The 15,199-nt window shown below is 34.2% G+C and carries 8 protein-coding genes; 6 read left to right on the forward strand and 2 right to left on the reverse strand.

All coding sequences use genetic code 11. The features are described 5' to 3' along the window. Positions 1 to 9: 9 nt before the first annotated feature. Positions 10 to 4,410 carry a PKD domain-containing protein gene (locus tag B8T70_RS10470; RefSeq protein WP_086894814.1) on the reverse strand — a complete coding sequence of 1,467 codons (4,401 nt, stop codon included), beginning with the start codon at positions 4,408 to 4,410 and terminating at the stop codon, positions 10 to 12. A gap of 525 nt (positions 4,411 to 4,935) precedes the next feature. On the opposite strand from B8T70_RS10470, the gene B8T70_RS10475 reads away from it, so the two are divergent. The 6 genes from B8T70_RS10475 (at position 4,936) to B8T70_RS10500 (ending at position 12,740) form a co-directional block, all read left to right on the forward strand. After that, positions 4,936 to 5,949, forward strand: a complete 1,014-nt coding sequence (locus B8T70_RS10475) for a YafY family protein (RefSeq protein ID WP_086894815.1) — start codon at positions 4,936 to 4,938, stop codon at positions 5,947 to 5,949. A 334-nt stretch (positions 5,950 to 6,283) separates the two neighbouring features. Continuing rightward, on the forward strand, positions 6,284 to 6,751 hold the full coding sequence (locus B8T70_RS10480) for a MarR family winged helix-turn-helix transcriptional regulator (RefSeq protein ID WP_039113946.1): 468 nt from the start codon (positions 6,284 to 6,286) through the stop codon (positions 6,749 to 6,751). Then, positions 6,735 to 9,125, forward strand: a complete 2,391-nt coding sequence (locus tag B8T70_RS10485; RefSeq protein WP_086894816.1) for a 3-hydroxyacyl-CoA dehydrogenase/enoyl-CoA hydratase family protein — start codon at positions 6,735 to 6,737, stop codon at positions 9,123 to 9,125. The genes B8T70_RS10480 and B8T70_RS10485 overlap by 17 nt, the downstream gene beginning before the upstream one ends. 102 nt (positions 9,126 to 9,227) lie before the next feature. Next, positions 9,228 to 10,409, forward strand: a complete 1,182-nt coding sequence (locus B8T70_RS10490; RefSeq protein WP_039118976.1) for an acetyl-CoA C-acyltransferase — start codon at positions 9,228 to 9,230, stop codon at positions 10,407 to 10,409. Between the two features lie 130 nt (positions 10,410 to 10,539). After that, positions 10,540 to 10,905, forward strand: coding sequence for a four helix bundle protein (locus B8T70_RS10495; protein ID WP_039113942.1), 366 nt, complete (start codon positions 10,540 to 10,542; stop codon positions 10,903 to 10,905). Between the two features lie 44 nt (positions 10,906 to 10,949). Next, positions 10,950 to 12,740 carry an acyl-CoA dehydrogenase family protein gene (locus B8T70_RS10500; RefSeq protein ID WP_086894817.1) on the forward strand — a complete coding sequence of 597 codons (1,791 nt, stop codon included), beginning with the start codon at positions 10,950 to 10,952 and terminating at the stop codon, positions 12,738 to 12,740. 235 nt (positions 12,741 to 12,975) lie between these two features. Here B8T70_RS10500 and B8T70_RS10505 read toward each other — a convergent pair whose 3' ends face one another. Further along, complete coding sequence (locus B8T70_RS10505) at positions 12,976 to 14,988, reverse strand: BCCT family transporter (RefSeq protein WP_086894818.1); 2,013 nt, start codon at positions 14,986 to 14,988, stop codon at positions 12,976 to 12,978. Between the last annotated feature and the right edge of the window lie 211 nt (positions 14,989 to 15,199).

Genomic DNA, 15,199 nt, shown 5'->3' on the forward strand with positions numbered 1-15,199 from the left:
CTGTTGCTTTTATTTAAGTAATGTGAATGCTCCTTTTTCGGTTACGGTATGATTGTAAAAGGTTTTTGCCGTGATTTTAAAATAATAGTTTCCGTTTTCGGCTGGATGATTTTTAATTTGTCCGTTCCATCCACTAATATTTTTTCCTGTTTCGGAATATACAATTCCTCCCCAGGTATCATAAACATCGAGAGTGATGTTTTCCAGACCTAAAAATACGGGGGCAAACGTGTCGTTATAACCGTCATTATTTGGTGTAAAAGCATTTGGCATTACTAAACTATATCCTTTTTCGACTACTATTGTAGATGTATAACTATATTGGCAACCAAACGGATATGTTACAGTTTGTTTTATGGTATAAGTTCCTTCTCTGGTATAGATATGTTTAGGACTTTCTTCGTTTGAAAAATTTCCATCACCAAAATCCCAAGATATGTTTGTAAAATCGCCTGTTGCTAAGTTTGTAAATAAAATTGGATCGTAAATAGAATACAAATCATAAACATCTTTAGCAAATGAACCTGTAGAATAATTAGCTATTCCTAAAACTGGTTTATTAACATTATACGGGAAATTTGCTGTACAACCAAAACTATCGGTAACACTAAATATAATTAAACCATTATTCTCGGTATTCATAATCTCGTTATTAGGACCTGAAACAACTCCATCGGACCAGCTTAAAGTATAAGGTGGAATCCCTCCTTTTACGTGTCCTACATAAGTTTGATGTACATATTTAGTATTACAATCAAAATCTGTTAGGACTTCTATTGTTGGTGTAAGTTGGTCGAATCGGGTAATTTTCCATTCTTCTGATTTTTTACAACCATTGGCATCTGTAACAGTAACTGCATAAGTACCTGGTGGAATTTTAGTCAAATCTTCCGTTTTTGCTCCATTAGACCAAGTGTAGGTAAATGGTGGTAGTCCCCCGGTAACAACTAAGTTGATTTCTCCCGTGTTTGCATCAACACAATCTAATGGATTTAAAACATCGGCTCTTATTTCTAACAACAAAGGTTCTATTATAATAAAGGTTTCTTTTATTACACAGGCTTTACCATCGGTAATTGTTACGCTATATTTTCCTGGGCCTATGTTATTACGTTCAATTCCTGCTGTAGAGTTATCATCCCAAACTAAAGAAACTGGCGCTTTTCCTCCTACAAGGTTTAGTCGGATATGACCATCATTTGCACCAAAACAAGAAACGTTCTTTACATCTGGGTTTATTGTAAATACTGGTGCATTATCTATAACTATAGGAAACACTTTTGGACAACCTAATGCATCTGTAATTGTAATGATATAGGTTCCTGCTGACAAGTTATTTTGGACTAAACCTGTTCCTAAATTGCTCCATTTTATAATATATGGATCTCCTGTTGCAAACGGAACTCCTCCTGTAATACTATTAATGGTTATAGATGCATTGGCATAATTATAACATGCTATTTCAGTTTTACTGTAATTTAAACGTATTTCATCATTCTGAAGTAATACAACTTGCAATTTATCGGTACAATTAGAATTATCTGTAACGGTCAAATCATAAGTACCTGCTGCAAGATTTTTTAAATTTTGAAGATTACTTCTAAATCCGTTTGGTCCTGTCCAGCTATATCGGTAATTAAAAACTCCTGGAGATGTTTCGGTAAATCGACCTCCTGTTGTACTTACATTAATTTCACCTGTATAATATCCGTAACATAAAATATCAACTTGACTCTCCAATTTTACCTTTAACAATGGCGGTTCGATGATTTCATAACTTCCTGTAAGTATATTACAATTATTAACTTCGGTTATTGTAACTCCATAAACTCCAGGTCCTAGATTATTAGGGCTTCCTGTAGTTGCTGTGTAAGGATTTCCGTCTTTTGTCCATACATATGTATATGGCTGTGTTCCTCCTGATGTTGATAAATAAATACTTCCGTTATTAGATCCGAAACAAGTTATGTCGTTTTTACTTCCTGAAAATTGAAATAATCCTGGCTCACTAAAATAATACGTCTTTGTAAATGGGCAATTACCATTATCAATAACTCTTAAAGTATACCCTCCGGGTTTTAAATTAGCAATATCTTTATCGGTACTTATAAATCCGTTAGGACCTGTCCATGAAAAAGTATAAGGGGTTGCTGTTACAAAAGGAATTCCTCCTGTTACATTTATTGTAATAGAAGCATCGTTTGCTCCAAAACAAGTACTGTTTTTTGTTGTTTCGATTACCTTTATTAATGGATCTACTGTTACTGTAATTGTAAAATTAGGTCCGGGACACACCTTGGATATTGGCGATACAGTGTAGGTTACTGTAGCAGGATTGGCGGTATTATTTATTAAATACTGACTAATATTTGTTCTTGGAGAAAATTCTGCACTTGCTCCTGTTACTGCTCCTGCAGGAGAAACTACTGGCGTTGACCAAACATAAGTTGTTCGTGCTGGCACATTATCTATTCCGTTGGTAACCGGTGTAACCTGAAAACTATTACCACTACATATTTTTAATGTTTTATCTTTTATAACTGGAGAAAGAACTAGATCTACAGAAAAAGGGGCTGTTTTTGTTGTAGTTCCACAACTATTGCTAACACTAAAAGTAGCTACATAGTTACCACTAACTGTATAATTTATTGGCCCTGGATTGAGTAATGTAGATGTAGAAGGTGTTCCTCCTGGAAAGCTCCATAGATACGTAATTTCGGAACTTGGTGAGCAAGTTTCTTCTACTGTTCCAACAGGGTTAATTGTTGCTGAATTACAAAAATCTGAAATTGGTTTTAGGGTCGTAACTGGCGGCTTTTTTACTGGAATTGCTTTTATAATCTCTCGCTCTAATCCGCATGAATTTCTGGTTGTTAATCTTACATAATAAGTTCCAGGCATTGTAAAATTAAAAATAGGATCTTTTGACCATGAATTTGTACCATTTGCAAAATTCCATTGTCCTCTTCCTAATCCTGGCACTGACTCTTTACCACAATATCCTTCGTAATAACTAGTAACATCCCAATAATAACTTTCGGTTCCACAACTAAAACTTGTGTCTGTAGTATTGTTTATTTGAAGATTAGTTGAAGCACATGCATTATCAAAAGTAAAGTTGGGTTGTAAAACTGGTTCTACACATATTGTTCTTGTTGTCTCGATACCAACTCCACAAGGCGTTGTTGCATTCAGCTTGATTGTGTAGGTTCCTGGTGCTGAATATACATGATAAGGATTAACATCCTTAGAGGTACTTCCGTCTCCAAAATCCCATGTGTAAACATTAACTGTGCTACAATTATTGGTATATCCTGCATAAGTTGTATTAGAAAAATGAACAGCTGCATTAACACATGCGATGCTTTGTACGTTAAAGCTCGGCTTGGGTACATCTAATATTATAATAGGCCCAGCTGTAAGAGATGTAGATGTCCCACAAGAGACATTGTTAATTGTTAGTACAACCAAACTTCCTCCAGTATCACAATTAGCTCTTATGAACTTATGGGGAATAGGAAAATTTAACGAAGCTTTTGGATTTGCAGCATTATAATAAATAGAACTTTCTAATTGTGCTTGTGAATAAGTATCGCTTGTTCCATCGCCATAGTTAACATAATACTGAGTATCTGAAGGATTAAGCCCCCATGAACCAATAGCAAATTGCATTGGGTCAACAGGAATACATAAATTGATTGTATTACCCGGAGCTATAAGTGCTCCTATTGGGTTATTGGAATTTTTAACAACATAGGTAATAGAATTGCTACAACTATTATTACCTATTGCAGTTATTACCATATTAAAAGAACCTAATTTCTGATACTCATGTGTTTTAGGAAAAACAACGTTAGTTTCGGAGTTACCATCGCCCCAATCTACATTATAAGATGTAATACATCCTATAGAAGCAGAATTATTAGCAACACTAATACTGTATTTAGGATTTGAGTTATTGTCTCCACATCGCTCAAAAGGTTTTAGTGAACCTGGAGCATTTGCATTCCCAAATTTTAAATCTGGTTTTTGCTTTACCGAAATAACTTTTGTTACTGTATTAGAGTCTCCATTAACATCTGTAACGGTTAAGCTTACGCTAAAGTTCTGAAATCCGCAACCAACTGCATTAAATAAATGACTTGGATTACTATTGGTAGAAGTGCTTCCGTCTCCAAAATCCCATTTATAGGTAAAAGGAGTATTACCGCTTACAACTGGATTAAATGTTACTGGAGTTCCAGAACAAGTTCCGTCATTGGTAAAATTAAAATCGACATTGGGTGGTAAAATTAGACTTTTGTAATCTTTATTGGTGGAAAAATTACTTTTATCGGTTGTACTAAAACCATAAACTGAACTTGTGATTATAAAAAAAAAATGTAGGTGTAATAAGTAAAGTTTCCCCATATGGTGTAAATCAAATTTTTAAGGTCGCAAAAGTAGGTGCGTTTTTCTTGGAATCAAAATTAACACTAGTAATAATCTCTTCTTTTTTTAATTTTTAAAATGAAAAATATTCAAAATATTAGCATTATTTCTTATAATTCTGAACATCAATAGGATTTCTTTTTTTTTAAGTATAATTTCATTTTATTATAAAAACTATCTTTTTTGTACGCAAACCACTTGCGCAGTAAAATCATTAAGCTTATTTTTATCACAAAAGTTGATTTGCGTGAGGGATAGAGGCGATATCCTTTTGTGAAGTGGAACGGAACAAAAGATAAAGCCGAAAGCCCGACCCGCTTTTTCAGCGGGACACGCCCAAATAATTATTAAACAAATTAATCACGCAATATCAGGAGCGAAGTCGCAAAGTTTTTTAAGCAACAGATTAAAGGATTAAAATGATTCAAAAAAAATCTGCAAAATCTGCAAAATCAGCGAGAAAAAAACTTAGTGCTTTCGGGTCTTTGCAGCAAAACACATAGTATGTCACAAAACAAAAATGCATTAATTCGCTATAAAACAATCGATAAGTGTCTGCAGAATCAATACAGAACCTGGACTCTTGATGATTTAATCGAAGCATGTTCGGATGCTTTATTTGAATATGAAGGCCGCGAAAACCGTATAAGTAAGCGTACGATACAAATGGATATTCAGCTTATGCGAAGTGAGAAATTGGGATACAATGCTCCTATTGTCGTTTATGATAAGAAGTTTTATAAGTATGATGAGGAAGATTTCTCGATTACTGATATTCCGCTAACGGAAACGGATATGAATGTTTTGACTGAAACGGTATCGATGCTAAAACAGTTTAAGGATTTTTCTTTGTTTAGCGATGTCTCGGATATTTTGCAGCGTTTGGAAGATAAAATCTATTCGGAGAAATCGCATACTAATTCGGTTATTTATCTGGATAAAAACGAGAACCTTAAAGGTTTGCATTATCTGGACGAAATTTATCAGGCTATTGTCAAGAAGATTGTTCTGGTTATTACTTATAAATCTTTTAAATCGAAAGAGGAACAAAAATTCAATTTCCATCCTTTTATTTTAAAGGAGTTTAATAATCGTTGGTTTTTAATTGGGAAGAAAAAAGATTCTCAGCCTATTACCAATTTGGCTCTTGACAGAATCACCAATATCGATTTTGATTTTAACCTACCTTATATAGAGGAAAATTTTGATGCCGAAGAATTTTATAAAGATGTGGTTGGGGTTACTGTAAACCAAGGTATGAATGCAAGAAAAATAGAACTTTGGATTGATAAAGAAAATGCGCCTTATGTTTTGACAAAGCCTTTTCATGCTTCGCAAAAACTAGAAAAAGAAAATGAAGACGGAAGTATTATTATTACGCTAAAACTTAAAACTAATTATGAATTTGAGCGTTTGCTTTTAGGTTTTGGTGACGGATTGGAAGTTATTAGCCCCAATGGATTGCGATTGAGAATAAAAGATAAACTTAGGAAAGCTTTACTTAAATATGAGGATTGATTATTCTTGTTTTTAAATCGAAGAATTATCTTTCAATAGCAATAATCTAAATTCCTAATTTACTGGCCTGATGTGGTTTTTAGAATATTGGAATAATAAAAATTTCAAAAAAAACATTATATTTCATTCAAAAAAGAACTTAACAGACTCTATTTCAGAGCAAATTTTTAATTAACAAAAAAATATTTTTAGAAATACTATGCGTGCATAATATTTTTTTATTATATTTGAAATCGATATAGTTGCCAACAAGACGAATTCGATTTTAATTAATGTATAAGATATTATCTAAGTATTTCACATTAAAATTAAATAATCAAATACAATCTACCAAATGAAAGAAAAAACTATAGATTATATTTTACGAGCAACATGGCAAGCTGTATCAAGGATGTACAATGAGGAGGCTGCAAAATATGATGCGACAATGGCAACTGGTTTTGCGTTATTGAGTATCGATAAAGAGGAAGGCACTCCATCGACGGCATTGGGTCCCAGAATGGGAATGGAAGCTACTAGCTTAACCAGAACGCTTAAATCTATGGAAGACAAAGGATTGATTGTTCGCAAGAAAAATCCAACCGATGGACGAGGGGTTTTGATTTATCTAACTGATTTTGGAAAAGAAAAAAGAGACTTATCTAAAAATACTGTCTTGAAGTTTAATGAAACAGTTAGAAATCACGTTTCTGAAGAAAAATTAAAACATTTTATTGAGGTGGCAGAAATCATAAATGAATTAATACAAGATAAAAATATATTTAATCAAACAGAAAAAATAGAAAATGAAACGCACAATTAAAAAAGTTGCCGTAATTGGATCCGGAATTATGGGTTCAGGAATAGCTTGTCATTTTGCTAACATTGGTGTGGAAGTTTTACTCCTAGACATCATTCCCCGTGAGTTAACAGAGGCCGAAACTAAAAAAGGCTTAACTCTGGAAAGCAAAGTAGTAAGAAATAGAGTTGTAAACGAACATCTTGCTAACTCATTAAAATCTAAACCCTCTCCTATTTACAGTCAGAAATTCGCAAACAGAATTACGACTGGAAATACGACTGATGATATGGCAAAAATTGCCAATGTTGATTGGATTATAGAAGTTGTTGTAGAACGTCTTGATATTAAAAAACTAGTTTTTGAACAAATCGAGAAATTCCGTAAACCAGGAACTTTAGTAGCATCTAACACTTCTGGTATTCCGATTCATTTTATGAGCGAAGGAAGAAGCGAAGATTTCCAACAACACTTCTGCGGAACTCACTTTTTTAACCCTGCGCGTTACTTAAAATTATTTGAAATTATTCCTGGTCCAAAAACCTCAACTGAAGTATTGGATTTCTTAAACGAATACGGATCTAAATTTTTAGGAAAAACTTCGGTTGTTGCTAAAGATACTCCAGCATTTATAGGAAACAGAATTGGTATTTACGGTATCCAAAGTTTATTCCACTTAGTTAAAGAAATGGGATTAACTATCGAAGAAGTTGATAAATTGACTGGTCCAGTAATTGGTCGTCCAAAATCGGCTACTTTCCGTACTGTCGATGTAGTTGGTTTGGATACTTTGGTGCACGTTGCCAACGGTATTTATGAAAACTGCCCAACAGATGAGCAACACGAATTGTTTAAACTTCCTGATTTCATCACAAAAATGATGGAGAATAATTGGTTAGGAAGCAAAACAGGACAAGGTTTCTACAAAAAAGAAGGTAGAGATATCCTTACTCTTGACTTAGATACATTAGAATATCGTGCTGCTAAAAAAGCAAATTTTGCTACGCTTGAGCTAACTAAAACTATCGATAAACCTATCAACCGTTTTAAAGTTCTTGTAAAAGGAAAAGATAAAGCTGGAGAATTTTACCGTAAGAGTTTCGCTGGAATGTTTGCTTATGTATCAAACAGAATTCCTGAAATCTCAGACGAATTATATAAAATTGACGATGCCATGAAAGCTGGTTTCGGATGGGAAAATGGTCCTTTCGAAATTTGGGATGCTATTGGTGTCGAAAATGGAATCGAAATCATGAAAGCAGAAGGTTTAGCTCCTGCTGCATGGGTAAACGATATGTTAGCTTCTGGAAGCAAAAGCTTCTACTCTGTAAAAGAAGGTGCTACTTATTTTTACAACATTCCAACAAAATCACAAACTAAAGTTCCTGGTCAAGATTCATTTATTATCCTGAACAACATTCGCGAAAGCAAAAAAGTTTGGAGCAATAGTGGAGCAATTATCCAAGACCTTGGAGATGGAATTTTAAACTTAGAATTCCAATCTAAAATGAATACTATTGGTGGCGATGTACTTCAGGCTATCAATAAAGCAATCGACTTATCCGAAAAAGAATATCAAGGTTTAGTTATTGGTAACCAAGCAGCAAATTTCTCTGTAGGAGCTAATATCGGAATGATTTTCATGATGGCTGTTGAGCAAGAATATGATGAGTTAAACATGGCTATCAAAATGTTCCAGGATACTATGATGCGTGTTCGTTACTCAGGAATTCCCGTTGTTGTAGCACCTCACGGAATGACTTTTGGTGGTGGATGCGAAATGAGCTTACATGCTGATAAAGTTGTAGCTGCTGCTGAAACGTATATGGGATTAGTTGAGTTTGGTGTTGGTGTACTTCCTGGTGGTGGTGGATCTAAAGAAATGGCTTTAAGAGCTTCTGATTTATTCCGTAAAAATGATGTGGAATTGAATGTTCTTCAAGAGTATTTCTTAACTATTGCTATGGCAAAAGTGTCTACTTCTGGTTACGAAGCTTTTGACACTGGACTTTTACAACATGGTAAAGATATTATTGTGGTAAACAAAGACCGTCAGATTGCCGAAGCTAAAAAACATGCATTGTTAATGGCTGAAGCTGGTTATACTCAACCTATCAGAAGAACTGATGTTAAGGTTCTTGGTAAACAAGCATTAGGAATGTTCTTAGTAGGAACAGATCAAATGGAAGCTGGTAAATACATTTCTGAGCACGATAAGAAAATCGCTAACAAACTTGCTTACGTTATGGCTGGTGGTGATTTATCTGAAGCTACTTTAGTATCTGAGCAATATTTATTAGATATCGAACGTGAAGCTTTCTTATCTCTTTGTACTGAGAGAAAAACATTAGAAAGAATTCAATATATGTTAACTAAAGGAAAACCACTTCGTAATTAGAGAATAGATACAAGAAACAAGAAGCAAGATTTCAAAACAGAGTTTTGTCTTTTTTCTTGCCTCTAGCCTCTTTCTTCTATACTCTTAAAAAAACAAAAACAAATGAAAACAGCATATATAGTAAAAGCATACCGTACTGCGGTAGGAAAAGCACCAAAAGGGGTTTTTAGATTTAAAAGACCTGATGAATTAGCAGCAGAAACCATTCAGTATATGATGGCTGAACTACCTGATTTTGACAAAAAACGTATTGATGATGTTATGGTAGGTAATGCCATGCCAGAAGCTGAACAAGGTTTGAACGTTGGTCGTTTAATTTCTCTTATGGGATTAAAAGTAGAAGACGTTCCTGGTGTAACCGTAAACCGTTACTGTGCATCTGGACTTGAAACTATCGGAATGGCAACTGCTAAAATCCAATCGGGAATGGCAGATTGTATCATCGCTGGTGGTGCCGAAAGTATGAGTTTTATTCCGATGGGAGGTTACAAACCAACTCCGGATTATAAACTTGCTGCCGAAGGTCATGAAGATTATTACTGGGGAATGGGTTTAACTGCTGAAGCGGTTGCTAACCAATACAAAATCTCTAGAGAAGATCAAGATGAGTTTGCTTATAACTCTCACATTAAAGCCTTGAAAGCGCAAGCTGAAGGTAAATTTGACAAACAAATCGTTCCGATTACTGTTGAGCAAACTTTTATCAATGAAAATGGTAAAAAAGAAACTAAATCATACGTTGTAAATAAAGATGAAGGTCCTCGTGCTGGAACGTCTAAAGAAGCTTTAGCTGGTTTAAGACCTGTTTTTGCTGCTGACGGAAGTGTAACTGCAGGTAACTCTTCTCAAATGAGTGATGGTGCTGCTTTTGTTTTAATCATGAGCGAAGACATGGTAAAAGAATTAAACCTTGAGCCAATTGCAAGATTAGTAAACTTTGCTTCATCTGGTGTTGAACCAAGAATTATGGGTATCGGACCTGTAAAAGCAATTCCGAAAGCCTTAAAACAAGCAGGCTTACAATTAAAAGATATTGATTTAGTAGAGTTAAACGAGGCTTTTGCTTCTCAATCATTAGCAGTTGTTCGCGAATTAGGTTTAAACCCTGATATCGTAAACGTAAATGGTGGAGCAATCGCTTTAGGTCACCCTCTGGGTTGTACTGGTGCAAAACTTTCTGTTCAATTATTCGACGAAATGAAACGCAGAGGTAGTAAATACGGAATCGTTTCTATGTGTGTAGGAACTGGACAAGGTAGCGCTGGGATTTACGAGGTTCTTTAAGAAGAGAATAGAGCAAAGAAGCAAGAGGAAAGAAGTTTTTTTGAGAAGTAAGAAGTAAGAGTGAAGACTCTTTAAAGTAATAAAAAACCTACTTTTTAAATTCGTAGTTTCTTATCTTGGCTCAAAAAACATGAGACATAATTTTAAGAATTTGAAAATTTGGATTTTAGCAATGAATATTACAAATGATATTTATAAACTAACATTAACTTTTCCAAAATTCGAGATCTATAGCTTGACAAGTCAGATGAATAGATGCTCCGTTTCAATGCCATCTAATATTGCAGAAGGCTCAAACAGAGGGAATAAACATTTTCAACATTATTTGAATATTAGTTTAGGATCTTCATTTGAATTACAAACACAATTATTGATAGCATGTCAAAACGACTATTTATCAAAAGAAAAAACTGAAGAAATAGAAAACAAAATAATTGAATTTCAAAAGATGACCACAGGTTTCATCAATAAGTTAGACAACAATCTTTCTTCTTGACTCTTGCATCTTAATTTAAAAAAAAAAAAAAAAAAAATATAGCCATGTCAGACAAAACAAGAGGAGGTCAATTCCTAGTAAAAGAAACAAAGTGCGAAGATATCTTTACACCAGAAGATTTTTCGGAAGAGCAATTAATGATGCGTGACTCTGTAAAAGAGTTTGTAGACAAAGAAATTTGGCCTAACAAAAATCGTTTCGAGAAAAAAGATTACGCATTTACAGAAGAAAGTATGCGTAAAGCTGGTGAACTTGGACTTTTAGGAGTTGCAGTTCCTGAAGAATACGGTGGATTAGGAATGGGATTCGTATCGACTATGTTAGTTTGTGATTACATCTCGGGAGCTACAGGTTCATTCTCGACTGCTTTTGGTGCTCATACAGGTATCGGAACTATGCCAATTACTTTATATGGTACTGAAGAACAAAAGAAAAAATACGTTCCTAAATTAGCGTCAGGCGAATGGTTTGGGGCTTATTGCTTAACTGAGCCAGGAGCTGGATCTGATGCAAACTCAGGAAAAACTAAAGCAGTTTTATCTGAAGACGGAACGCATTACAAAATTACTGGACAAAAAATGTGGATTTCGAATGCAGGTTTCTGTAGCGTTTTCATCGTTTTTGCTCGTATTGGTGATGACAAAAATATTACAGGTTTCATCGTAGAAAATGATCCATCTAATGGAATTTCTATGAATGAAGAAGAGCATAAATTAGGAATCCGTGCTTCTTCTACACGCCAGGTTTTCTTCAACGATACAAAAGTTCCTGTTGAAAACATGTTGTCTGAAAGAGGAAACGGTTTCAAGATAGCAATGAACGCATTAAACGTTGGTCGTATCAAATTGGCTGCTGCTTGTCTTGATGCTCAAAGAAGAGTAACTACTGGAGCTGTAAAATACGCTAACGAAAGAATCCAATTTAACACTGCGATTTCAAGTTTTGGAGCTATTCGTTATAAACTAGCTGAAATGGCAACTAGCGCTTACGCTGGTGAAAGTGCTTCTTACCGTGCAGCAAAAGATATCGAAGATAGAATTATTGCTCGTGAAGCAGAAGGTTCTACACATCAAGAAGCTGAATTAAAAGGTGTTGAAGAATACGCTATTGAGTGTTCTATCCTTAAAGTTGCTGTTTCTGAAGATGTTCAGAATTGTGCTGACGAAGGAATTCAGATTTTTGGTGGAATGGGATTCTCTGAAGACACTCCAATGGAAAGTGCTTGGAGAGATGCTCGTATTGCTAGAATTTACGAAGGAACAAACGAAATCAACAGAATGCTTTCTGTAGGTATGTTGATCAAAAAAGCGATGAAAGGTCATGTTGATTTATTAGGGCCTGCAATGAAGGTATCTGAAGAATTAATGGGTATTCCATCTTTTGACACTCCTGATTTCTCTGAATTATTTGCTGAAGAAAAAGGAATCGTTGCAAACCTGAAAAAAGTTTTCTTAATGGTTGCCGGAAGTGCTGTACAAAAATATGGCCCAGACTTAGATGCTCACCAACAATTATTAATGGCTGCATCTGATATCTTAATCGAAATCTATATGGCAGAAAGTACTATTCTTAGAACTGAGAAATTAGCCAAAAAAGAAGGAGAAGCTAAAGTACAAGAGCAAATTGCTATGGCAAAATTATACTTGTATAAAGCTGTAGATATTGTAAATCAAAAAGGAAAAGAAGGTATTATCTCTTTTGCAGAAGGAGATGAGCAACGTATGATGTTAATGGGATTACGTCGTTTTACAAAATACACTAATATGCCAAATGTAGTGGCACTTAGAGAAACGATTACTTCAAAATTAGTTGCAGAAAACGAATACTGCTTCTAAAATCAAAATAGTTTTTAGTCAATTTTAATTTGTTTAAACCGCACCTGTCCCGAAAACAGTGCGGTTTTTTTTATAATGTTACTACAGACTTACAAAAGTAAAGCCGTGGATTCAAAACTGATTTAAAAATAATCAAAGATAAAATCCGTTTCATCAGTGTTTTCGCCTTAGCGAATCCGTTTCATCCGCGTTCCATTCGCAAAGAGTTAGATAGGATTTGATCTTGAATTATTAATTAACTATTTGGTTTCATAATCAAATCATGATCACCTTCTGAACTTAAATTTAAAAAGCGTTCATATTCCCTCAAAACATCTGAGATGATTCCATCTTTAGTTAAATATTGAATATCGTATCCTTTACGATGATCTCCAAAATAAGTAATTGGTTGAAAAATGGTTTCCAAATCCATATCTGGAGTATTTTTTTCCTTTAGTAATGTTTCAGAAACAGTTTGTCCCTGAACCATTACACCATATTTAAAGTTTCGCAACTCATCATATTCTATTTCTAACTCGATAGCTTGTTGCGGGGAGGAAAAATAATTTATATGTGCTTCGATATTATTTTTATCCAATTCAACCACTAATTCTTCAAAAGCTTTTTTTACAGTTCCATTCAAAAATTCATGAATATCTTTCTTTTTAGAGACCGTCACAATCTTTTCTAAATGTTCCTTCCAATTAGTGTTATTCCAATTTAAACTTCCATGCGAATATTTTTTCGCACTATATTCACTATCTACAACCAATGCTTTCCACAAATTATAACATAACAGCAACATAATAATTCCGAAAGGTAAAGCGGTAATTAATGTCATTGTCTGAAGAGAAGCCAAACCACCAGAATGTAACAAACTCAAAGACAGTAGTGACAATAAAACACCCCAAAAGATACTTTGCCATTTTGGTGAACTTACAGCTCCTTTTGATGCTATACCATTCATTATAAAAATCCCCGAATCTGCTGATGTGATAAAAAACACACAAATAATCAGAATTGATAAAATATTCAAAAAGGTAGTGAACGGGAAATAAGTAAAGAAACTAAACAAAAGCGTGTCTGGATTTTTAGCAAATACACTTAAAGCCCCATGTGCTATATGCTCATCTATCCATACGGCACTGCTTCCGAAAACAGTCATCCACAGAAAATTAAAAAAGGCAGGAATAAATAATACTGCCAAAATAAACTCTCGTATAGTTCTTCCTTTAGAAATTTTAGCAATAAACAATCCTACATAAGGTGCCCAGGAAATCCACCATGCCCAATACAAAATTGTCCACTTTGAAAACCATTCCTGACTTCCTTTCTCGTAAGCATAAGTATTAAAAGTTAGCGATATAAAATGACTTATATAATGTCCTAAACCTTCAGTAAACGTACTTAGAATATAAATAGTTGGCCCGAAAACAAGTATAAACAACATTAATAAAACAGCCATAAGAATATTTAGCTCACTAAGTTTTTTAACGCCTTTTCCTAAACCTGAAATAGCCGAAGAAACAGCAATTATCATCACAACCAAAACAATAATGATTTGATAATTAAAACTAGATTCTGGAATTATATGAAGACTTACTAATCCAGCACTTAACTGCACTACACCGAAACCTAGAGTTGTCGCAATCCCGAAAAAAGTACTGCACAGACCAAAAACATCTACAATATTCCCAAACCTTCCGTGAATTCTACTTTTTAAAATCGGATAAAATCCACTTCGGATTGCAAGTGGTAAATTGTGTCTATAAGCAAAATAGGCTAATGAGAGTCCTACAACTCCATATATAGACCATGCGTGAAAACCCCAATGGAAAAAAGTATACAATTGTGCTTCTTTCGCTCGTAAATTTTCCGCCAAATTAGCATTGGCTGGCGTTGCATAATGTGCCATAGTTTCACCTACTCCAAAATACATTAACCCAATTCCCATTCCGGCGGCAAAAAGCATTGCTATCCAGGAAAAGAAAGAATATTCAGGCTCAGAATCATCTGCTCCTAATTTGATTTTACCAAATTTACTAATGGCTAGTGTGACTAAAAACAAAACAAAAATCGTCACCAACAATACATAAAGCCAACTTAAGTTTTTAAATATTATGTCTTTTGCAAAATTAAGTGCCTGCTCAGCATCTTTTGAAAAGAAAATGCAAAACAATGAAATTGCAATAATTATGGTTAAACTTGGTAATGCAACTGATTTTGTAAAATTGGTTTTAAAGACACTTGAGCTTGTAGATTTATTCATGGTAATTTTTTTTTTCACTGTTATTATCTAAAGTAAATCCAAATTTTAAATTCGGATTGAGGAAGTTTTTATAAGTATAACTTTGATAATTTGTATACAGAAGAATTGTAAATTTAAGGAAAAAGAAATAATTTCTCCCTTAAAACACTATAAAACTTCCTTTGCAAAGCAAAAACTGTAACAAATAAGCCTAATACTGTGTATCTATTTG

The sequence above is a fragment of the Flavobacterium sp. AJR genome (assembly GCF_002156885.1).
GTDB lineage: Bacteria > Bacteroidota > Bacteroidia > Flavobacteriales > Flavobacteriaceae > Flavobacterium.